The organism is Sphingobacterium sp. SYP-B4668 (assembly GCF_027627455.1).
Classification (GTDB): domain Bacteria; phylum Bacteroidota; class Bacteroidia; order Sphingobacteriales; family Sphingobacteriaceae; genus Sphingobacterium.
On record NZ_CP115483.1, the window covers coordinates 1,192,452 to 1,214,727 of the forward strand.

Consider the following 22,276-nt stretch of genomic DNA (forward strand, 5'->3'; position numbering starts at 1 on the left):
TTCACTCAACTTGAATCAAATAGATTCGACGCTCAAAAAAAATAGTTTTAAACATATCATGAAAACGATTGACGATTTGAATTTCTCTGGCAAAAAAGCCTTAATCCGTGTAGATTTTAATGTTCCTTTAGACGAACAGTTTAATGTAACGGACGATAACCGCATACAGGGAGCACTCCCTACTATAAAAAAAATACTTAAAGACGGTGGTTCTGTAATTTTGATGTCTCACTTGGGCAGACCTAAAGAAGGACCTACAGATAAGTATTCTTTGAAACATATTGTAGCATATCTCTCTAAGGTGATAGGTGTTGATGTTCAGTTTGCCGACGATTGTATAGGAAGCCAAGCGATTGAAAAATCAGCTGCTTTACAATCAGGTCAAGTGCTATTATTGGAAAATCTTCGTTTCTATAAAGAAGAAGAAAAAGGAGATAAGGATTTTGCTGGAAAATTATCCAAATTGGGTGATGTTTATGTGAATGACGCTTTCGGAACAGCACATCGTGCGCATGCTTCAACGGCAGTTATCGCCCAATTCTTTCCAAATAGCAAATATTTTGGTTATCTAATGGCTGCCGAAGTGTCTAATGCCGAAAAGATAATGAACAAACCTGAGCGTCCGTTTACTGCAATTATGGGCGGGGCTAAAGTTTCGGATAAGTTGGAATTAATTGAAGCGTTGCTAGATAAAGTTGATAACTTAATTATTGGTGGTGGAATGGCTTATACTTTTGTAAAAGCACGGGGTGGTGAGATTGGACAATCTTTGGTCGAGTTGGATAAATTGGATCTAGCAAATAGGTTGGTTAAGAAAGCTGAAGAAAAGGGTGTGAATTTAGTATTGCCCACAGATAGTCAGATAGCTGATCGATTTGCTAATGATGCAGCGGTATATGATGGTCCTAATGATCAAATACCAGCAGATAAAATGGGGCTAGATATTGGAAAAGAGTCTGGAAAGCACTTCGCCGACATTATTTTGTCTTCTAAGACAATTCTTTGGAATGGTCCAATGGGCGTTTTTGAGATGGAGACCTTCTCGAAAGGTACTAAGGCAGTTGCTGATGCGGTCGTAGCCGCGACCGAGAGAGGTGCATTCTCTTTAATTGGTGGGGGAGATTCTGCAGCAGCGGTATCTAAATTCAAAATGACTGAACATGTTAGCTACGTCAGTACCGGTGGAGGTGCTTTGCTTGAATATATGGAAGGTAAAGAGCTTCCAGGTGTGAAAGCTATTAATGAATAATTTAGTAAAACCTGATGTTAAAAAGGGGATATCCATTGGATATCCCCTTTTTTAGTATGTGTAGCCTAAACTAAACGAAGGAACTATCTTCTGTTTAGCACTGCTATCGTTGATATAAGTCAATTTCATTCCACATTCGAAATCGGGTAATACGTACCTCAGAAAGTTAACGTCTGCTGAAAGATTGATTCCAAATGTTTTGGGCGTTGCATTATTCTTGTGGATGTTTTGGTAGTCCGCAAAAAATCCACCTTTGAATCTTTTAACATAGGCTAGACCTCCGATTGTCCAATCGGGGTAAGCTAGAGGCATTCGGTAATTAAGCAGCAGGGTGTTTTGGACTTTTTCCGAATGGAAATGTCCATATCCACTCACCGTGGGTATATCCGTTGTATATTGGTAGACCTCTGATGCCTTTTGGACACTTAATCTTACCTGAAGACTATGATTGTTCGCAACACCTGGGAAATAAAAGCTGCTTCGCCATGAGGCTATTGTACCACCTATGGCTGTCTCGAATGGGGAGTGCCGATAGGTGAAACTCATATTTTGCCCCCATCTCGGCGCCAAATCCATTTTAGACATCATGGAATTTCTATTCAAGTAAACTTGATAGCTCATCGGAAACTTAAGTTCCTTTCTGAAGTTCGGAATATTATCAATGCTTTGGTTGTACCTATTTTGATAATATGTCGCTACGCTAAGCCCATAGCTATATATCTGATTTTGTCTATATATGGTCCATGGAAGACTAATTTGTGCCGTTACCAAGTGTTCTTGCCACTCAAATGATACAACACTGTCTGGTTTACTCATATAAGCTGCTCGACCTATCTGACTTTTGTTTTCATAGCGGAGAGATAGCTTTGGAAAATATTTTTGGTATTTCAGTTCAGCTGAATATATCCCTTTATTCAAGTCTGTATCGTATTCGTATCCTAGGCTAACTTTGGTTGTATTCATCAAATTATTCGAAATCCAAAATATGCCCGGTTTATAATTGTCAAAACTAGAGAAGTCAGTACTGCTAATAGTGAGACTGTGAAAGTTCAATAATCTTTTAATTCCTTTATACGGTGCGATTTTGAATGTAGTAGCATCTGTTGATGTGGAATGACTGATTGTGTCAGATAGGGGTAAAGAGGCCTTGTAATAATGGATGAATTGATCTGCAGTCATATTGATATCTATCCCTTGTGTTGTATCTAGTTGAATGACAGATATTTTATAGCCATCTACCGCGTAATCATTAAAGTAAAGTTGATGATTATCTACGTCATAAAATGGGTTAAAGGCACCAAATCTTGTATTTGTAATGGACGTTATATTTTTCTTTTCTGGATCGTAACGGTATAGGTTGTCCGTGCCGTTATAGTGGGCTTTGAAGATAATGTTGTTCAGTTGATATATTGGACGTTCGAGCTGCTGATTACTCCAGCTTGTCAATTGTGACCATTTTTTGCCAATAAAATCATATTCGAAGAGGCAGGTGCCGTGCTGACTTACTCCTATAGTAATGACTCTATTTCCATGTTGATTGAATTGGGGTTGCTGTATATGTATATCCTCCGGTGCCAATATGTTATTCAGGATATAGCCCGTCTTGGAGTCAAGTATTACGAGTGAAGTCCTATTGCTCATATCTACTGAAATACAGGCAATTTGGCTAGATAAGTAGTTGAGCGCGGGATTGTAGTATCTTGTTCTGGTAGTCAATGTCCTAGTTTGCCCGCTTGTTAGATCATGTATGTTTATTACATTGTAATCTCTCTTGCCGTATCTTGCATCTCTTCGATTCTCGTCCCAAACGATTTGGTAACCCTTTAGGTCGTAATAAGGCATTAATTGTCGTCCAGTCTTTAAGATACTTCTTTGTGAGCCTGTGGCACTGTCTATCTTGACGATTTGTGTGATTAGTTCTGGTGATTGATATAGGGTATAAAGATTTCCCGATTGATCCTTTTGGGGAAGTATCCAGCTTTGTGGGTATTTAGATATTTTGGAGCGTATATGTTGGTATGTCACCGGAGACTTTAGTCTTTCCTCTTCCTTCCATCTATTAGTCAATTCCTTGATAGTGGTTGTGTAAAGTTTGGACGCAGACATGCCAGTTTCTTTTTTAAGCGCACTATTGAAACTGTAAGGCTTCAGGAGATTGTTTCTTACATGTGTCAGCAGCCGATCCTGAATATCGTCACCATATTCGTTCTTTAATCTCGTTGCGAGAAAGTAGCCGATAGTGTAATAGGAGGGGACTATATCTTTGTAGGAGCCCAGGATATATTTCTCGTAGGTATAATGTCGACCTTCGATAAGGTTTGTTCTTATCGGCATTTCCCAAGAAGGCAGTCGACCTCTTCCTCCGTTGGTCAATACTGTTTCGGTATGTACTGCGTCGCCCTCAAAGTACCAACTTGGAAGGTGCAATCCATAAAGCGCGAGCCCCAGTTGTTCAAACAGTGGTGCTTTGAGTTTTGCTGTCAAATTGTCAAATTGCACTACATGTCGGTATTCGTGCACAGCAAGATTATCAAGCCAACTTTGATTGGAAGCTACACCTGAAGGTGTGGCAAATAGCTCCGATTTACGTGGGGCAAGTTGTACATATCCATTCTGTTCAAGAGTATGTGTCTGGATAATGAAGGTGATTTTTCGGGGTTTTAATCTAAGGTCTCGCTTTACTTTTTTAGTAATACTTGTTAATTCAGTCGCTAAGTTGAGAGCCTCAATATGGAATTCTTTTGGAAATATAAGTTGAAAATCATCGGTTGATATTTGGTCCCATTTAATGTTTGGAGGCGCTTGACTATCATCAAATATTTGAGCATATACATTACATGAGTTTATGATTAATATAATAGATATTAAAATTCTGATTTTCATATATTTGTATCGTTATTTTTCGAGTATAATCTTGATTGCTAAAGATAATAGTTTTATAATGGTTGTCGGTAAGTTGTTTTTATTTATTTGATTCTTGTAAATATCTGATTATCTGTTGTTTAATATTTGATTTGTAATTTTAATTTTATGCGTTTTTTTCATTTATACCGAGCGTATTCTATTCGTTTTACTATCGGTTTTTATTTGAATCGTTTCACCTATGTCTAGCGGACTAAGTTACATTTTCTTTTGTGTAATAAGATGTGAAATACAGGTTTTCTGAACCTAATACGGATTGCTCCTTTTGAAAATTTTTGTTTCTTAATTTAGTCATCGCGTTGAAATAGCGTGTGCTTAATTTGGCGAGAGAGATCTCATCGTTTACGATAGTACTGGCTGAGGTTATGATTTACTATGCATAACCAATCTTTAAAGACGTAACTATGTATTGCGTCGGGAATTTGTCCTCGTGTATATTTTTTTTCTATGTGGTGACATTTTGTCTGATTTGGGTTTGTCTATTCAAAAAGCTTTATATTGAAAAGAATCACAAGGTTAGTGGTAGGTCATGTCTGTTGAGTAATAGCAAGGTCTTACTTTCCTGCTAGGAGGTTTGTTTAAAAAGAGAAATTCCCTAGAACAAAGGATATGATTTTTGGTTATAATTTTACGGATAAAAAAAACGACTTTTGCAAAAAATAAATATTTACCCGAATGTAAAAAATTAAAAAGATTGATATCCCCATATGGAAGATTTGGAAATACAAGTAGAACGTGTAGAGCAGCTCGTCGAAGAAAAAAACTTGGCTGGGCTTTCTGAATATCTGAATGAGCTCAATATCTCGGATGTAGAGGAATTGATCGATGAATTGCCTGAACATGCAGCTTTGTTTTTGGAAGTCTTAAGTTTGAATCGTGCAGTTAACGTGTTTAGGATTTTAGATTTTCCAACACAAGAACGAGTATTCAAAAAGCTTCCTGCGTCTAAGGTACGTGAGATCATCAATGATTTGCCTCCAGATGACCGTACATCTTTTTTTAGTGAGTTGAAAGGTGATGTCGTCAAGCAGTTGATCATCATGCTTACGCCACAAGAACGGAAAGAAGCACTTTCACTATTGGGATATCCTGAAGATAGTGTGGGACGTTTAATGACGCCCGACTATATTACCGTTAAGGAATACTGGAACATGAATCGGGTCTTAGATCATATCCGTAGATATGGTAGTGCTTCGGAGACGATCGATGTGCTTTATGTCATTGATGGGAATGGCAAGTTAGTAGATGACCTACGTATCCGTGATGTGCTGATTGCAGACGAAAATACTCTGGTCGGAGATTTGATTGACAACAGGTTGATATCTCTCAATGCCAATGATCCACAAGAGGAGGCTGTAACTGTATTCCGGATGAATAATAGGGTAGCGTTGCCCGTCGTGGATGAACAAGGCATTATGTTGGGTATTGTAACGATTGATGATATCCTCTGGGTTGCGAATGAAGAGTATACGGAGGATATGCAACGTTTTGGGGGTACAGAGGCTTTAGATGAACCCTATCTGGATGTGGCAATTTCCCACCTAGTTAAGAAAAGAGCTGGTTGGTTGGTCATCCTGTTTTTGGGGCAGTTGCTCACTGCTACAGTGATTGAGCATTTTGAGGCCCAATTGGCGACCGTGATGGCTTTGTTTGCTTTAGTGCCACTCATTATGTCTAGCGGCGGGAATAGTGGCTCACAGGCGTCGACGTTGATTATACAGGCAATGGCGTTGGGAGAAGTCACGCTTGCAGATTGGTGGCGGGTGATGAAACGCGAATTTTTGTCGGGACTTACATTGGGACTGATCTTGGGTACACTTGGTTTTATACGGATCGCTACTTGGCAGAGTTTTTCACATGCCTATGGAGATCATTGGATTATTATTGGTTTTGTGGTGAGTCTCTCGTTGGTCTGTGTGGTATTGTGGGGGTCCTTGACAGGGTCGATGCTGCCATTCTTACTTAAGAGATTAGGTGCCGATCCAGCCAGTTCTTCCGCTCCATTCGTTTCAACATTGGTAGACGTTACCGGCTTGCTAATATATTTTACCTTCGTTACATTGCTTTTGAGCGAGGTGCAGCTATAGTTGTAAAATTTATTTTGCTTGAAAAAGAGTGAGTTGCTTTTTTTTATGTTCAAAATATTTGCAAGATTCGAATAAACTTCCGATACTTGCATCACTTTAACGGAGAGACGTTATAGAGAGCATTCCTGAATAGCTCAGTTGGTTAGAGCATCTGACTGTTAATCAGAGGGTCGCTGGTTCGAGCCCAGCTTCAGGAGCAATAAAAAAATCGCTTTTCTTTTGGAAAGCGATTTTTTCGTTTTAAGCCACTTGATATGGTTTGTTTTGATGGCTGACTTTCTCTTGTCGCTCTTCTCTTGTCCGCCTATTTGAGGACTATCTGTAAGAGGACTGTCTCAATATTCACATCCGAGATTTATAGCCATGCTGCGATTAACAGAGTCGCCTTCCGAAGTCCAATGTTAGTGGATCAAATGGATGTGTAGATTGGAGTCGCTATGGTTCTCAAAAGTAGCGTGTATCTGTAGCGTCGCTATGAAAGAGATCAGGTCAACACGTTTGTTCTCCGCTCGATTTTTTTTTATTTGAAATGATTTATTTGAAAATCAACGTAATATAGGTGTAGCGGCATATTTTTGTTTGAAATATTTGTAGATTAGTAAAAAAGCTGTACTTTTGTATCGCTTTCAAAAACAAACGCAATTTGTTTTCGAAGGTCGAAATTCCTGAATAGCTCAGTTGGTTAGAGCATCTGACTGTTAATCAGAGGGTCGCTGGTTCGAGCCCAGCTTCAGGAGCCAATAAAAAAAGTCGTTTTTGATACAAAAAAACGGCTTTTTTACGTTTTTAGGGCAGATTAGGGACATCTGCGCTTGCCGATTCGGGTTCTCCGATATGGCGTGATTTACATAGTTTTTTGTTGAACTTCACGTAGGAATGGTACAAATAGGGTACAGAAATTCCGGCGTGCTTAAGTAAAAAATTATGGCATCCGTAAGCGCAAAGATTTTTGAACATCACAAGAAAGCTGATGGCACTTACAACGTAAAAATCCGTGTCTACCACAATGGTGAAAGAAAGTACATCGACACGGCACATTATGTGGTCAGAAAGCAACTGACCAAAGATTTTAAAATCAAAGACCCCTTTGTTGCTGATATAGTCGAGCAACAGTTGAGGGATTACCGCAAAGTTATCAGCGACCTCGAAGGCAAACTTGACTTTTTTTCGGCGGAGACATTGAGGGATTACCTGAGGGACAAGGACGAGGACATTGATTTTATAAAGTTCTGCGATACCCATATCGCTCGGCTAAGAAGTGAGGGCAGGACCAAGACAGCCGAAAACCAGAACGTGGTACGGAACAGTCTGGTCGATTACTTCAAACGCACCTCGGTATCCATCAATGAAATCCACTACAACATGCTGGTGGCGTATGAAAGGTTTTTAAAGACAAAGCGTACCCTTATCCGCCTCAACCAATTTGGGCAGCCCATAACGATCACCATGGACGGTGTGAAAGATGCAACCGTACACAATTACATGCGCGACCTGCGTACGCTGTTCAACGAGGCCCGAAACCAATTCAACAACGAAGATATCGGCATCTGCCGCATCAATCATTATCCGTTCAAGAAATACAAGGTCGGTTCGCCGCCCCTCACCAAGAAGCGGAACAATACTTTAGAACAGGTGGTGACTATACGCGATTGTGTGACCAAGCCGGGTAGCCGTGCGGAATTGGCCAAAGAACTGTACATGCTTTCGTTCTACCTCTGCGGTATCAACGCTATTGACCTCTATCAGCTTAGGCCGGAAGATATCCGTAATGGCAGGTTAGACTACAACCGCTCCAAAACCAAAGGCAAGAGAAAAGATAATGCCTTTATCAGCATCAGGGTCGTTGATGAGGCCAAGCCGCTGTTGGAGAAATACATCGGTAGACTAAGTGAGCGTTACTCAACAATAGGGGCTCTAAACAAAGCATTGAGCAAGGGAATGGAGCAGATATGTAAACTGATGAGCATACCCGAAGCAACCTTTTATTGGGCCCGCCACACCTTTGCCAATACCGCGCGCAACGATTGTCGTATGTCCAAAGATGATGTGGCTCTTGCGCTCAATCACGTTGACGAGGGCAACCGTACGACAGATATTTATATTGCCAAAGATTGGAAGATTGTGGATGATGTACAAAGGAAAGTGATTGCACAGCTTCGGAAAGTCGAAGACAGGATATTGAAAAAAATGCAGGCTAAAGATAATTCAGACAAGATCGCTGCATAAATTATTAATTCGTTGCATGGGCATTAAGCCTATGCAACGTTATAGTTATATAAATAATAAAATTTAAATTTGGCTAACAATGAAAAATGTAATTTGGTTTTTTATTACCTGCATCATTGCAACGGTAGGTTTTTTTGCCGCATTATCTATGAAAACTCCGTGGATTGGGTTTGGTGTCGCTTTTGGTATATGGTTTATATTTATATGGACTACAACAAAGCCAAGAAGACGTAGAAGATAATTTCGATTTTTTGTTAATACAACTTTTAAAGGTTGGTCATTTATTTTTACAAAAAATATTCCTCTCGAGGAAGGACACTTAAATAAAGCTGATAGAAATGACATACAAAGCTCTGTACGATTCTCCCACTGTAGAAAAATACCGATTTCTAAGAGAGACTTGCGGGCTTTTCCCAAAGTCAGAAAAAGCCGCAACAATAGCGCTAAAAAATTCACTTTGCAGTGTTGTCGTCTTAGATACAGACAGTAAAAACGAAGTGATAGGTATGGGAAGATTAGTTGGAGACGGGGGCTGCCATTGCCAAATTGTAGATATTTGTGTATTACCAGAGCATCAAAAGAGGGGGTTAGGAAAGCTTATCATGACGATGCTAAATGATTTTATTGAACGCGAATTGCCATCATCTTGCTATGTCAATCTTATTACCGACGGCGATGCTTATGACCTGTATGCCAAATATGGTTTTGAGCCCGTGTGGCCAAAATCGAGAGGTATGGGAAAAGTGGTTAAGAATTATTAAGTCACTTTACCAATTAATCTTAATACAGCCCCCGAATAAACTCATACTTTTTGTTTCTATCGTTTTCTTTGTAACCAACTTCGGGCTTTTTATTAGCAAAAATCGTTATAAAAATTAGGTTGAGACACTGTGCCCCAATTGCAACTACGCCAAATGCAAGCCCTATAAAAAGAATCCATATGGTTGGTTCTTTTTCAAGATACCAAAGCATAGCAAATGTCAGTGATATAAGGATTGTCAATACAAGTAAAAACGTTATTTTAATTTTAGGTATGTTACGTACCATAGTCATTCAAAAAATAGGTGAAATAATATATAAGCGATTTTTAATACCATACAGCTAATTAAGATACCGTCTACAATCTTTGTCTGCATGTTTCTATCATAATCGTCCATCGTGCTCCAACTTAATTGTTTCATTCAACAGACAGAATGTACTTTGCAATTTCTTTTAAATCTTCATCCGGTATCTGTGGGAAACCAGGCATCTGCATCAGTTCCATGCGCTTCCTCCCCGGTGCTTTTATCCAAGCAATTAATCCCATCTCATCTTTCTCATAAATTTGCTTCATTTCCCTTATTGGAGGCCCCACCAGTTGCTGATCCAATTGGTGGCAACCTGAACAACTCGCCTGAAAGAGAGCAGTCCCTTTTGCAAGATCGCCCAATGACTCATCAATTTTTAATTCCGCCTCTTCTTCAACATAGTTTTCCCGTGCTTCTTTACTCAAGGCTTGAAATGAAGCGGTATGTGCTGCCATCATCTGTTGATGCTTGTCTAAAGCATTGTGTCGGTACATTTGGCGGCTTCCGCCATAACAGATCATGAAAGCAAATATGGCCATCGTTATTTTCCAAAAATGCCTATTCAGGTTTTCATCGGTGTCTTTTACCGTTTGCCATATCCACCATAGCGCTAAAACGAGCAATCCCCCAGCTACCCCCATAATTTCGATAACCTCAAAACTCACCCCTTTTGCGGGTAATGTCATCAATACAATAGCACCAAAAACGATCTGTCCCGCTAACCCAACCAATGCGATGTGGTAGCCGACGCGCTTAACCTGGGCTCTGGTGAAGTTGTTATAGATTTCTTCAAACGGATAATTTTTACGCCCGTTGTACCAGACAATGAATACTCCTGTAACCGAAACACAAGCACCTAAAAACTCAAAATATCTGGGGAAAACGTTCGGTAAAACCAATGCACTGAGAAAACCTTTTATCGTTCCCCATTTTTCAGGAAACATCATCAAGTTGACGTTCGTCAAAAATATTAAGGGAATAAATAAAAATATCAAAACGGATAACGCTATGATGCCGATATGTAGTGCTTTATGGTTTTTCATCGCACTCCAACTGTACTTATGCAAGTAAGTCAACAAGAACGCAATAGTAACCAATGGGATAATCATAATCCATGCAAATCCAGTTAGCGCATTTGCAGAATAAAAGTAAACGGTGTAAAGCGTATTGATACTCAATAAAGGGGCTACTCCCAATACAACAGCAATACTTTTATTGACAGTGATAGTCTTCGCTATCTCATATGCAAACACATCATACTGTTTATCCTTCAAGCCTTTGACCTGAGCCCAAAGGACGACGATACTACCTCCAACCATCAAGTTGATAAAAATAATATGAAGTAGAAAAGAAACGATCAATAGTGTGACCAGTAGCCATTCAGGCAGTGGTAAATCCAATGGTATATCTTTGGGTACTGGTGTGTTTATTTGTAATAACATGGGTATAAAATCTTAGTTGTTATCGTCTTCTTGTTCTTTTTGCGCCAAATCAGCCTCTATGCGCTTTGCTACCTCATCGATCGCATTTATGGGGTTAACTACAACACCTTCGGACTGCGCACCCTGCAGCGACTCACCCGAGCTTTGCAGTTGTTTGATGTATGCTACTAATGCCTCGAGCTCTTTTTTATTCCCCGGAAATGGAGGCATGAATGCCCTTCCTTGATGCATATTCGGGATGTAGCTCGCCATAGCTTGTTCATTCAACGGTTTATCCTTGCCATACATGTTTTCAAATACTTCGACAATCGAGTTGATACCATTGCTTGTATGGCAGCGGCTACACGTTAGCATAAACACATCCCGGCCGGCGAGAACTTTATTTTCAGGAGTAATTTCACTGACGGTAGCATAAGTTGCATGCTTTAACACACCATCTTTTTTATACAAGGGATAATCTTCTTCACGGAGGAGATTGGAGTACATGTAATTTCCGATGACATAGGGTTTACGTACGAATTCGCGCACTCGCTCAAATATGCCGAGAAATCCGAAAACGAATAGACACGGTACAACTACAAGTGCAAAATTTACTTTCTTAGGTCTGAAAGTGGCCCATAGCGCAAGTGTGATTGACAGCGATGCGGCTCCTACGATAAAGTATTTCAGCAAATCATAATATTCTTCGAAATCCATAGAACCTACCGCTGTACTCATATTAGCCTTCATCGCATCGGGCATCACATTCCAATAATAAATTGCTCCCGCGATGGCAAATGGTGTCCAAAACATGACCCATTTACCTGCATATTTGATAGCTAAAATACGTATTGCGGATCCTTTTTTTGAAAATATAGTTGTCAACAGCATCCCGAATATTCCACCAACCAACATGGCTACAGGTGTGCGAAATGCCAGTTGAGGAATATAAATAGGATTTGTAAACCCATTAAGCAAACTTTTGTCCGTATTCCAGTTCCCAGGATCCATCATGAATCCTAAAATAGATACGATAATCACCATCGTAATCCAAGAAGCAAGACTTAAAAAAGCGCCAAATCGTATGTGTTTTAGTTTTGCGTTCAACGATTTATTGGAATTTTTCCACGTAAGGTAATAGATCATGATAAGTACAACTTCGGTTACGAAAACGATCCATTCCGTAAACCAGGCCCAATAGAACACACGTATCAAACTCCCGATCGAGCTTGGACTGACCAGAGCAACAGAAAACCAGATGCCGACACCGGTCATGGCACCGATTGTAGTCGTGATGATGAACGCTACCTTCATCTTATTATAAATAAGCTCGTCCCATTTGGTATCAGTTATCTGGTCTGCCGGTGCATTCTTAACACCTTTGTATTCCAACCAGGTAATGTAAGGGATAAAACCTACGGCCAGACCGTGGTTAATCATAACGTGGATGATGGCAATGACGGCTATTAAAAAGCGGTCATTCAACCAATCCAAATGAAACATAGGAAAATCCATAAATCTCTCTCTTTTGTTGTTGACAAAGCTCTGACTTTCTACGGAGGTAAGGATGAAATAGAGATGCAGATGATTTACGTTTTTGGAACAGACGATTGCTGTTTATGGTATAATAGTTTAGTTATTTGTAACAGCTTAATAATCGCCAAAAAAAGTACTTTTTCTAGTAAGTATGGAAAAAGAAAGGCAGCCCTAATTCAATAGAACTGCCTATGCTATGTCGACTAAAACTTTGCGTTTATCTTTGCATTTTGCGGAACTCCTCTGGACTGATTCCATGTTTCTTTTTAAAAAAGGTGATGAAGTACGAAGAACTGTCAAATCCCAGTTCAAATGAAATTTCGGACACGGTCTTGAACGTGTGATATAGCAATCGCTCTGCTTCCATTAGAATTCTGTCCCGTATCAATTCACCCACACTTTTATTGCGTCGCTCCCGACAGATCCGGTTCAGGTAATTGGTCGATATGTTTAACTTCTCTGCATAGAATGAAGGAAAGCGCTCACTTTTGTAATATTGTTCGAGCAATTGTTCGAATGCCCGAACCCTATTTTCTCTTTCCTTATTATAAGGCGTGGCAAGCCGTATACCGCTGCAACGTTCCAGCATACCCAGTACAATATTCAAATAAGACCTCAGAATCGTTTTAGAGTCTTTATCCGACAGCTTGAGCTCATCGTACATCGAATCCATCATCATACGCAACTTGGAAATGTCGATGTTGTTTTCCAATTGCTTATATACTGCATTATTCTTTAAGAAAGAGAAATCATGCAACACGTTATCGTTGTAACGTTTTGTAAAAAAGGCATCCGTAAAAAGCAAAATCCAACCTTTCGCTTCTTTATGTATTTCAAATGTGCAGACACTGGATGGTGCAATGCTCAGTGCTTCTCCTTTTTCAACCTGTACGATCGTCTGATCGATGGCAAATCTTCCCCCTTCTTCCTCAAAATAGATGATCGTATAGAACATTCTTTGATTGGGTAAGGACAGAAAACCATATCGTTGATTAAAGGTGTGAAGCGGAGTGACAATAAAGCCTATATTAGGGCTTCCCATATCTTCCAGTGTCAAAACGTTTATTTCTTCTGTTCTGACAACCATATAAATATTTCCTTAATTTAAATAATCTTGTGATTAATTAAACAAGGAATATCGGTGGTTTGAAGATGCTAAAGCAAAATCCGTTGCACAACGACCCGATAGGAATCGGAGTAAAAACAATATCTTCTATGGTATGTTCGATAGGCTTTTTGTGGCTATCATCGAGAACAGGTAAAACCATAACAACCTCGAGCAACTTAACTGTTATCTGTGCATCGGCGTTACTTTTTTCCTCTTTAATCTTTTCTTCCAGATAACAGGATCCTTTACATACAGGAATGGTTTCAAATCGATTGATACATAGCTGGCGTGCGATGTAATCGCGGTTGAGCTCAAAACCCAGATAAATCCATATACTGCTGGTGGACTGCATGATAACAGCCAAAAGCAACGATATGTACATGAATTTTTTCAAAACTGAGCGAATTTAATAAAATTTACTTTTCTTTTTTTAGTATAGCGATGTCTTTCAACAGCCTTTTTGTTTCTTCGTTTGATGTGCCATCATATACTCCCCGGATATGAAGATCCTTGTCGACTAAAAGCAGGCCTCCACTATGCGTAAAACCTCCGGGAGCCAGACTATCAGGATATGCAATCGCATAATAAGATTTGTCCGCCAAGCGCATTACCTCTTCCTGATTCCCATACAGAAAATGCCATTTATTACCTTTTGCTCCTATTTTATTAGCGTACGCCTTTAGGGCAGGTATGGTATCCCGTTTCGGATCAATGCTATACGAAAGCAGAAGCACGTCGTCCATGCTCTGGGTTTTCTCCTGCACCTCTTTCATCTGAGCGCTCATCTGGGGACAAATTGTCGGACAGGAAAGGAAAATAAACGATGCCACATGTATCTTGTTCCTCAAACTATTTGAGGATACTTCCATACTATCTTGATTGAGCATCGTAAACGAGTCAATCGTCGGATAAATGGTAGTATCCCCCTGCGTTGAAGCTGTGCCCAGATAAGGTAATTTGTTCTCCTGACAAGAGGCAAAACTAATCGCCATTAATAACAACAAGACTTTATTCATAAAGTGCTGACAAATATTAGAATTTCATATCCAAATATACGTTTTCTCACCTTAAATCTATTGTATCGACTCCCACGATATTCTATTTAAGTTACTTTATGCACGAAAACCTAAACCAATAGCACGCTTATGTAGCTATCAGAAAATATATAGAGTGGTAACTTTGTATGAAATTTTGGTACTGCCCAATCTGAGGTAGGAACATAATTATAAATTGAATTTCAGATCGACGTAAGTTGCTTTAGTTGAGGTGAACTTCTTAAAAAATTCCAAAACAAGTAAATTTCTGAACAATGAAGTTATTAACAAAAATTAGTTATGTTTTTATAGTACCGCTTTTAGCCCTAAGCGTAAATGCCTTTTCGCAAGAAAACACGGATATTCCAGTAATAAACCCTCCAATTAATACAGAGTTATTGGGCAGCAACAGAGGACTGGCTTTTCAAATGATCATTGATAAAAAATTTAAGAGTATTCCTAAATTGGGAATTTTCAGCGTAACTTCCTTGGTGGGTGAATGGGATAATGGTCAAATCGACGACTACATGACACAAGCCAGCCTGACTTATGAAGTTGTGAAAGGTTTAAAACTTGCGGGAGGTTTTCATGTAACGCCTGTTAAAGGTATGCGACCCATAACCGGCATAATTTATACTGTAGCCAACCCGACCTGGTTGTTTGTGGCCAATTCAAGAATAGATTTTTCTAAAGACACCAATGTTGAAGGCCTGGTTTTAGCTGAATATAAGCCAAAGATTAATGACAAATGGCGTGTCTATTCACGACTTCAGGCTTTATATGAATACAATACCATCATCGACATGCAGACCAGAAGTTATTTGATGGCTCGTGCCGGATTAAGTTATAACGAGTTTTCTTTTGGATTGGGTTCTAACATCGATTATTATGGTCCAGAGAAACACAATAAAAACAGCTTTGGTGGCTTCGTTAGCTTTTTGCTTTTCTAAGGGCAGTAACCCAGACAAATACAATTGTTAATACGGAGATAAAAAAGGAGAAAACCGTAACCTTCTTAGTATTGGAATAAAAAGGACAGACTAAAAAACGTTAACCTGTCCTTTGCTTTTTGCTTGTGAAATTATGCAGATAGAAAATCTTCTGTACTTTTTATCTCCGCATAGAAAAATTCTAATGCTGCTAAAAACGCATGGTGCACATCATCAGCTTTTACCGTTTTACCATTAATTTCCAAGTCTCGTGACGCACAAGTATCACCGAGAACCGTACACTTATAGCCGAAGTCAAATGCAGCGCGGGTGGTTGCGTCCACGCACATATGGGTCATCATTCCTGTAATAATCACTTCGGTTACTTCATTTTCTTTTAAATATTCCCCAAGTCCTGTTTCTCTGAAACTGTTTGGGTAAAACTTTTGAAAAACTTTCTCCTCAGCAAGTGGCTTTACATTTTCGTGGATTTCTACACCGGGAGTTCCTTCAACAAAAATAGGTAATGCTTCTGGGTTAGCCGTTATGTGCTGGATGTGTGCAATGGGTAAATTGTTTGCTCTGAAATGGTCCAGGACCTTGCGGGCATTTAGACTCGCCGTTTCAGGGTTTACCAACGGAAGTGCTCCGTTTTCAAAATATTCATTCTGGATGTCGATGACAATCAATGCTTGTTTGCTCATAATCACTTATTTTTTGTATAACAAAATTAGCAAACATCGTCATGACCGATTATACCAAAACATCAAGAAATGCTACCATTTTGATAATCGGCTAAAAATTCGGTGGTTGTCATCCCGGTTTGCTTCTTAAAAAAACGCATTAGATGGTTGGGTTCTGAAATATGGAGTTTGTAAGCTATTTCAGAAATAGTCATTTCAGAATGGATAAGGTAATCTTTGATTTCAATTAGCAAGCTTTGCTTTAACAGATCCGTTGCTGTCAGATTGAACTGCTCTTTTACAGCCTTGTTTAGGGTAATACGACTGATGCCCATTAGTTCTGTATAATCGCTGATTCGCTGTTTATGTTCGATATTTGTTTGAATCAGTTTTTTGAATTGAAACGCATAACTGGTATCTTGATTTTTTAATGATAAGTGATGCGTTTCGGCATATACCCTGTTTAATTTCTGTAAAAGGTAATAGATTAGGGAACGGATAATATGTACGCTATCCACTCTGGTTTTTACTAATTCGCTTTTAATTTCTGATAACAATACGCAATACCGCTCTATGCTTTCTTTTTCAACCTGCATATTTAACGGAAATTCCAACTGATAAAAATAAGATAAACGGTAGGTAAATAGTTTGTCGGAGAAAAATTCATTCAGAAAATCCTCTTGAAAGGCCAAAACCGTAAAATCAAAATTTTCAGCATCAAGTTTCCATTGGCGTTTTTGAAAAGGAGAAATGAAAATAATACTGTTATCCTGAACCTCTATTTTTTGGTAATTGAGTGTAAGCTGACCGCTCCCTTTCTTGAAAAAAACGATTTCAAAATAATCTGTATTAAACAATTTTCGACTAAGATATGCCTCCCCGATTTCATCAGAAGGAAGTACATTGAGCAGAAAATCTACCCCGCATTCTGTCTTGTTAAATTTTATTGTTTCCAACTATTTCTTTCTTTGATTATTGAAACGAAACCCTAAATTACGCTTTTTTATTTGTCAGTTTTGTCAGTTTAATTCTGTATTTTTCTTTTAATAAACCAGCGTATTATATCCTTTATCATTCAGTTCAAACATATATATCAACGCATTTGGAGTGATGGTGATTCGTTTGTCGAGTTTTGATTTGTCAACTTTTAGAATATCTAAGGCATACTCGCAAACTACCAAATGTGCGCCTGACTTTTCTGCTCTGTCAATCAATTCTAAAAGTTCTTTATTTTCTACGATTTCTTTTGCCAATATACCAACTATCACAATTTCAAAAGTCAATCCGTTTTCTTTTAGCTTAAGTAGCTCTACGGTTTCTATGGTGGTATTAAAACGCTTAACGTCTGCAATCATCACTGCCAATTTCTTGTTAGCGCCTTTGTATTCTACTTTATTTCCAAAAGTTTGGGTTTGCGCATTACTGTAATTCGAAGTGAAAATTAGGACTGATAGTAAAATTAATGTTGATAAAAAATTTGCTTTCATTATAAAAAATTATAGTTTAATTAAAAAATAAACGCTCAAAACGATAGCTCATAAGATTGATTTTGAGCGCTCTTGGAAAAACGAACGGATGCGTAGAGCCTATTCTTAATCTTTTAGAAGTTGATTGATTTCCTCATAGAAAGAATCCTTGCTGTAATCTGCCATTCCTGCGTGATGCATTCTTATTTTTCCGGTTTTGTCCAAAACAACAGTTGTTGGGAGTGAACCGCTGAAATATTCATTGGGAATATTTCCGTTTGGAATTAAAAATGGAATAGTAAATTTTTCTTTCTTAAGGTAAAGTTTTCCGGCTTGTGGTTCATCATCTAAATTTATCGTGAGAAAGACGAGATCGTCATTTCCCTCATATTTTTCGTAAAACTTCTGAATCGAAGGAAATTCAGCCCTGCAAGGTGGACACCAAGATGCCCAGAAATTAATAAAAACCACTTTGCCTTTCAGTTCAGAAACATTGATTAATTGTCCGCTTTCATCTTTTACGCTGAAACTTTCAGTGATGGTTGCTATATTTTCATCAGCAGGTTTTTCAACATTTTTCTCTTCAATTTTTGAATTAAGTAAACCTGTTGAAATAATCTGTCTCATTAACCACGCTTTTGCGTCTGGGCTTACCAATAAAAAAACGAATATTGCGAATAAAAGTGTTAGGCTCCAGTTTTTTTTGAGCCATATTTTGAATTTTTCCATTTTTTTTGTTTTTAAATTATCTGATTAATTTTTGATAACAGTTATCTTTTCTTGCCATTTTACACCGCTGATATCCAACAATTCTAAGGTGTATTTTCCTTCTAAAGTTGTAAAAATAGTTTCCTTAAAATTTAATGATGCTTTTGCACCCAAAGGCAATATCAAACTGTGTTTTCCGGGTTTTACCTTTGCTACATACTCATTTTTAATGTGCGCAGAAGTCAATTGTGAAAGTTGCGTTTGCGTTTGTTCAAAAACCGTATTTCCATTTTCATCCATCAATTTTATGCCTATCAAAAACGAGCCATATACATCGGCACCCTCATCTCTGAAAACGATAAAAGACAACGTATCATTCTGAATTTTTGCATTGCTAATACTTACGTGCGGACGAACGGAGAGGTTGTGCAAAGTTCCATAAACGCCACCGTGAAAATATTGATTGGTAAATAATGTCAAACCAAAAATAAAAATCGCATCCACCAAGACCGTTTTGTTCAGTACTTTTTCTGTTAATGGCAACATTCCAGAACCTAGAAATTGAAACCATTTTGTGCTCGCAAATGATTTGTTTTTTCGAATAAAATATTCGTCAAAAGAATATTTTCCGCCACCTGAAAGGAAAATGGTAACCCCAGAAGCAACACCCAAAACGCCAATTTGCCACTCGTCTAAACAGGTCGTTCCGAGCCAGCCGGAACCCAATAAAATTCCTAATGCTAAACTGAAAACGCCAATGCTCATCAATCTGGTAAAAACGCCGAGTATAAATAAAAGTCCTACAATTCCCTCTACAATGGTGAAGGTCATCATTGCCCACCAAAGACTTTCAGGATTGGAAACAAGGTGTTCGATAATGGGTTTTATGCCCAAAGCATTGGGTAAAAAGTGATTGAACTTTTCACCGATATATCCCGCCTCATCAGGATTGAGTTTGTTCTCTAAAATTAATCTTCTCCAAAACGCGGAAAAGTAGGTCCAGCCGGCCACCCAGCGCAATGCTGTGGTAAACATTCCGGCATACGAATATGTTTGATTGTTCATTGTTTTGAATTAAAATTTGATAAAATAAAATGCATAAAGCTTCAATAAAAAGATATTGAAGTGGCTAAATTTTAATCAAAAAATCAAATCAAATATTGCTCGTGAAGAATATAAATGGGAATCGATGCAGTAAATTCAACATCTGCAAAAGGCGAAAAAATGAAGTATGAAACTTCAGATGAATATTGAATACTTCCAGATTTATAATTAAATTTCTGTACCTCTTTTTTCTTACAAGAAACCGAATTATTGTTGCTTTCTGTCTTTGAAAAACTCGAACAAACGACAGATTTATTGGGCTTTTCTGCCTGTCCCAAATCTGAAACAGGGATATTTAAAACTTCTTTAAAATCTTTTTTCACAGCACAAGGAAGACCCACCATAAAAGTCATCAAAATGACGATAACTTTTGTAAAAAATGGTCTGATGCTGATTTTCATTTTAGATGTTTTGTTTTTTAAACTTTACAAAAGTAAGTAATTTGTTTTGAAGGAGGTTTTGATGAGGTTGATTAATATTTAATGTGGCAACTTCCCCGTAAGCAAACCATAAGCCCAAGTACCTGCAATGGCAGTTAATAACGTTATTGCTGATGTTCTATTAAAACTTCTAACACGTATATTCTCATTTGTTTTCGTTAATCAATCTTTCTAGTTCATTTGCAGGAAATACGCCAGATTGTCGCCAGCGGATTTCTCCTTCTTTAAATATAATAAGTGTAGGTACGCCCCGAACCTGATACGCTGCTGCCGCCTGCGGATTCTTGTCCACATCAATTTTAATGATGCTTGCATCATCGCCCAAACGCTGTTTTAATTCTTCCAGAATGGGTGACATCATTTTGCAAGGACCACACCATTCGGCAAAGAAATCTACCAATACCGGTTTATCACTGTTAATTATTTCTTGAAACGTCATATTGCTTTTTGTCTTTTTTAAATGTTGATAATAGCAGCCCTCCGATGATCGAACCGTAGAGAGTGCTGTTTATTGGGTTGGAAGTAATGGCACAACTGCCTGTATTGCATCCGATAAATTTCCAATAGAAATAGCCTGTGACTGCACCAATAGCCATTCCTATTATAGTGAACAAATATTTCTTACCGAACTTCTTCATACAATATATCGTCTAATTTTTTATTGCTTTTCCGAACTGGCGTATTACAACCTGATACACCACAGCAACCTATATTCATTAATGGCATCAATGAAAACAGACTTCCCATACCCACCAGCAGCCACTGCTGTTCCATGATTCCCTGCACAATAATAAAAATGCCCAATGCTAACCGCAGCACCCGCATTAAATTCCAATTTCTTAAATATCTATTCATCTTCTTAAGCGTTTTGATTAGCTGCTTTAATTTAAGTTCTGACATGTAACAGCTTTGATGGTCAGATGAAAAGCGTTATGTGCTAAATGCTCTTGCTCTTCTGCTTTGATTTTTAAACAGATATCTCCGGAATTTCCGCTATTATGCGAATTCCTATTGTGGATTCCAATAGTGTAAAATCCACGTATCCAGCCCTTTCGAAAAGCTTTTCCCAGCCATGTTTGCTGCCTCCAGAATGTGGTGTGAAAGAACAGACCAACTTTGATCCCGGCAGCAGTACACGTCTGAGCTCGGTTAATCCATTCAACGGTTCGCTCCAAAAATGCATATTGTCCATCGCGATTGCACCATTAAAATAGTCATCATAAAAAGGTAGATTTTCTACAGTTCCTTTTATAAGAGTGATTTTTCCTGAATCTACAGAATCTTTGTTACGTTCACTCGCAAGTCGATGCATTAACTCGGAAGGATCAATTCCTACAATAGTACCTTGCGATACCGTTTTTGCCAAAATTTCCAGGCCTATTCCCGGTCCAAATCCTATTTCAATTACACGGTCTTCCTGCCCAAGGCCAAGAAGTGCGATAGCTTCACGAGCCATTGCATCACCTAAATCTACCATCATTTTGGCTCCCTTTTCGCCCGACTTGCCTTCTGGAACAACAAACATTCGGTACATATCTAACATTGTTTTGTTGATTTTTAGAAAGTAGAGTATTTGTGACTTATAAGGTTAATCACACTTACCATCAATCGTACAACTATTTCCTTCTGTAATTTCTAACATAGTTTCAGGATTAGACTTTTGCCATTCGGCAAAAGACTTGCTCAAAGTTTCTAAAAAAGCTTCTGCTGGTTGAGCTCCAGAAACTGCATATTTTCTATCGAAAACAAAAAATGGAACGCCCGTAACTCCTATATTTTGGGCTTCCTGGATATCCTGAGCTATTTCATACTTGTATTTTTCATCCTCTAAAATGGCTTTGATTTCGCTTTCGTCCAAACCGAAATCTTTACCCAATTGAACTAAGGTCTCTGTATCAGCAATATTTTTTCCTTCAATAAAAAATGCTTTGAAAAAACGTTCTTCAGCTTCGTTACCCAAATTTTTTGATTTTGCAAATTGTATCAGCTGATGCGCTTTTAGCGAATTAACAATTATTGATTGATCTAAATGATACTCTAGTCCTACCTGCGTAGCCATTTGTGTTACATTGGACAACATTCCTTGGACTTGCTCTACAGCCATTCCTTTTCGTTTCACCAAATAATCGGTATAGCTTTCCGTAGCAACTTCTGGAATTGTAGGATCCAATTGAAAACTTTTCCAGATTACTTCAATGTTTTTTTGATCTGCAAATTGTTCTAAAGCCGCTTCAAAATTTCTTTTTCCGATGTAACAAAACGGACAAATTACATCACTCCAGATTTCTATTTTCAT

Annotated in this window: 22 protein-coding genes and 2 tRNA genes; 7 read left to right on the forward strand and 17 right to left on the reverse strand. The window is 38.4% G+C overall.

The annotated features are described in order from the left end of the window. The first annotated feature begins 58 nt into the window (after window positions 1–58). Entirely contained in the window at window positions 59–1,249 is a 1,191-nt protein-coding gene (locus tag OQ289_RS05130) for a phosphoglycerate kinase (protein WP_270089687.1), read from the forward strand. Window positions 1,250–1,300: 51 nt separating this feature from the next. Here the strand turns inward: OQ289_RS05130 and OQ289_RS05135 are convergent, their stop codons facing one another. Further along, complete coding sequence (locus OQ289_RS05135) at window positions 1,301–4,132, reverse strand: hypothetical protein (RefSeq protein WP_270089688.1); 2,832 nt, start codon at window positions 4,130–4,132, stop codon at window positions 1,301–1,303. Between the two features lie 746 nt (window positions 4,133–4,878). Here OQ289_RS05135 and mgtE point away from each other — a divergent pair. The 5 genes from mgtE (at window position 4,879) to OQ289_RS05160 (ending at window position 9,245) form a co-directional block, all read left to right on the forward strand. Next, window positions 4,879–6,258: a magnesium transporter gene (mgtE, locus tag OQ289_RS05140; protein ID WP_270089689.1), complete on the forward strand. Its 1,380-nt coding sequence runs from the start codon at window positions 4,879–4,881 to the stop codon at window positions 6,256–6,258. A gap of 123 nt (window positions 6,259–6,381) precedes the next feature. Beyond that, a tRNA-Asn gene (locus OQ289_RS05145) sits at window positions 6,382–6,455 on the forward strand. Between the two features lie 466 nt (window positions 6,456–6,921). Then, window positions 6,922–6,998: transfer RNA gene (locus OQ289_RS05150), tRNA-Asn, on the forward strand. Window positions 6,999–7,182: 184 nt separating this feature from the next. After that, window positions 7,183–8,484 (forward strand): site-specific integrase, encoded by a 1,302-nt coding sequence (locus tag OQ289_RS05155; RefSeq protein ID WP_270089690.1) that lies wholly within the window; start codon window positions 7,183–7,185, stop codon window positions 8,482–8,484. 338 nt (window positions 8,485–8,822) lie between these two features. Continuing rightward, window positions 8,823–9,245, forward strand: a complete 423-nt coding sequence (locus OQ289_RS05160) for a GNAT family N-acetyltransferase (protein WP_270089691.1) — start codon at window positions 8,823–8,825, stop codon at window positions 9,243–9,245. A gap of 416 nt (window positions 9,246–9,661) precedes the next feature. Here the strand turns inward: OQ289_RS05160 and OQ289_RS05165 are convergent, their stop codons facing one another. The 5 genes from OQ289_RS05165 to OQ289_RS05185 all read right to left on the reverse strand — a co-directional run bounded on the left by OQ289_RS05165 (window position 9,662) and on the right by OQ289_RS05185 (window position 14,632). After that, entirely contained in the window at window positions 9,662–10,993 is a 1,332-nt protein-coding gene (locus OQ289_RS05165) for a c-type cytochrome (protein ID WP_270089692.1), read from the reverse strand. Window positions 10,994–11,005: 12 nt separating this feature from the next. Further along, window positions 11,006–12,487 carry a c-type cytochrome gene (locus OQ289_RS05170; RefSeq protein ID WP_270089693.1) on the reverse strand — a complete coding sequence of 494 codons (1,482 nt, stop codon included), beginning with the start codon at window positions 12,485–12,487 and terminating at the stop codon, window positions 11,006–11,008. 238 nt (window positions 12,488–12,725) lie between these two features. Further along, complete coding sequence (locus OQ289_RS05175) at window positions 12,726–13,595, reverse strand: helix-turn-helix domain-containing protein (protein ID WP_270089694.1); 870 nt, start codon at window positions 13,593–13,595, stop codon at window positions 12,726–12,728. A 37-nt stretch (window positions 13,596–13,632) separates the two neighbouring features. Then, a complete protein-coding gene (locus OQ289_RS05180; protein WP_270089695.1) occupies window positions 13,633–14,010 on the reverse strand; it encodes a hypothetical protein in 378 nt (125 codons plus the stop codon). Window positions 14,011–14,032: 22 nt separating this feature from the next. Continuing rightward, window positions 14,033–14,632 carry an SCO family protein gene (locus OQ289_RS05185; RefSeq protein ID WP_270089696.1) on the reverse strand — a complete coding sequence of 200 codons (600 nt, stop codon included), beginning with the start codon at window positions 14,630–14,632 and terminating at the stop codon, window positions 14,033–14,035. A gap of 293 nt (window positions 14,633–14,925) precedes the next feature. On the opposite strand from OQ289_RS05185, the gene OQ289_RS05190 reads away from it, so the two are divergent. Then, window positions 14,926–15,600 carry a hypothetical protein gene (locus OQ289_RS05190; RefSeq protein WP_270089697.1) on the forward strand — a complete coding sequence of 225 codons (675 nt, stop codon included), beginning with the start codon at window positions 14,926–14,928 and terminating at the stop codon, window positions 15,598–15,600. A gap of 131 nt (window positions 15,601–15,731) precedes the next feature. On the opposite strand, the gene OQ289_RS05195 is transcribed toward OQ289_RS05190, so the two are convergent. The 11 genes from OQ289_RS05195 to OQ289_RS05245 all read right to left on the reverse strand — a co-directional run bounded on the left by OQ289_RS05195 (window position 15,732) and on the right by OQ289_RS05245 (window position 22,276). After that, window positions 15,732–16,283 (reverse strand): cysteine hydrolase family protein, encoded by a 552-nt coding sequence (locus OQ289_RS05195; RefSeq protein WP_270089698.1) that lies wholly within the window; start codon window positions 16,281–16,283, stop codon window positions 15,732–15,734. Between the two features lie 62 nt (window positions 16,284–16,345). After that, window positions 16,346–17,218: an AraC family transcriptional regulator gene (locus OQ289_RS05200; RefSeq protein WP_270089699.1), complete on the reverse strand. Its 873-nt coding sequence runs from the start codon at window positions 17,216–17,218 to the stop codon at window positions 16,346–16,348. 87 nt (window positions 17,219–17,305) lie between these two features. Further along, window positions 17,306–17,749 (reverse strand): hypothetical protein, encoded by a 444-nt coding sequence (locus OQ289_RS05205; RefSeq protein WP_270089700.1) that lies wholly within the window; start codon window positions 17,747–17,749, stop codon window positions 17,306–17,308. A 105-nt stretch (window positions 17,750–17,854) separates the two neighbouring features. Next, window positions 17,855–18,457 (reverse strand): TlpA family protein disulfide reductase, encoded by a 603-nt coding sequence (locus OQ289_RS05210; protein WP_270089701.1) that lies wholly within the window; start codon window positions 18,455–18,457, stop codon window positions 17,855–17,857. 24 nt (window positions 18,458–18,481) lie between these two features. Beyond that, window positions 18,482–19,501: a TQO small subunit DoxD gene (locus OQ289_RS05215; RefSeq protein WP_270089702.1), complete on the reverse strand. Its 1,020-nt coding sequence runs from the start codon at window positions 19,499–19,501 to the stop codon at window positions 18,482–18,484. Between the two features lie 83 nt (window positions 19,502–19,584). After that, complete coding sequence (locus tag OQ289_RS05220; protein WP_270089703.1) at window positions 19,585–19,941, reverse strand: hypothetical protein; 357 nt, start codon at window positions 19,939–19,941, stop codon at window positions 19,585–19,587. 184 nt (window positions 19,942–20,125) lie between these two features. Next, window positions 20,126–20,419, reverse strand: a complete 294-nt coding sequence (trxA, locus tag OQ289_RS05225) for a thioredoxin (RefSeq protein ID WP_270089704.1) — start codon at window positions 20,417–20,419, stop codon at window positions 20,126–20,128. Then, window positions 20,397–20,618, reverse strand: coding sequence for a DUF6132 family protein (locus OQ289_RS05230; RefSeq protein ID WP_333485586.1), 222 nt, complete (start codon window positions 20,616–20,618; stop codon window positions 20,397–20,399). The genes trxA and OQ289_RS05230 overlap by 23 nt, the downstream gene beginning before the upstream one ends. Then, entirely contained in the window at window positions 20,602–20,880 is a 279-nt protein-coding gene (locus OQ289_RS05235; RefSeq protein WP_270089705.1) for a hypothetical protein, read from the reverse strand. Before OQ289_RS05235 ends, OQ289_RS05230 begins: the two co-directional genes overlap by 17 nt. A gap of 67 nt (window positions 20,881–20,947) precedes the next feature. Further along, window positions 20,948–21,523, reverse strand: coding sequence for a class I SAM-dependent methyltransferase (locus OQ289_RS05240; RefSeq protein WP_270089706.1), 576 nt, complete (start codon window positions 21,521–21,523; stop codon window positions 20,948–20,950). A 45-nt stretch (window positions 21,524–21,568) separates the two neighbouring features. Beyond that, window positions 21,569–22,276, reverse strand: a complete 708-nt coding sequence (locus OQ289_RS05245; protein WP_270089707.1) for a DsbA family oxidoreductase — start codon at window positions 22,274–22,276, stop codon at window positions 21,569–21,571.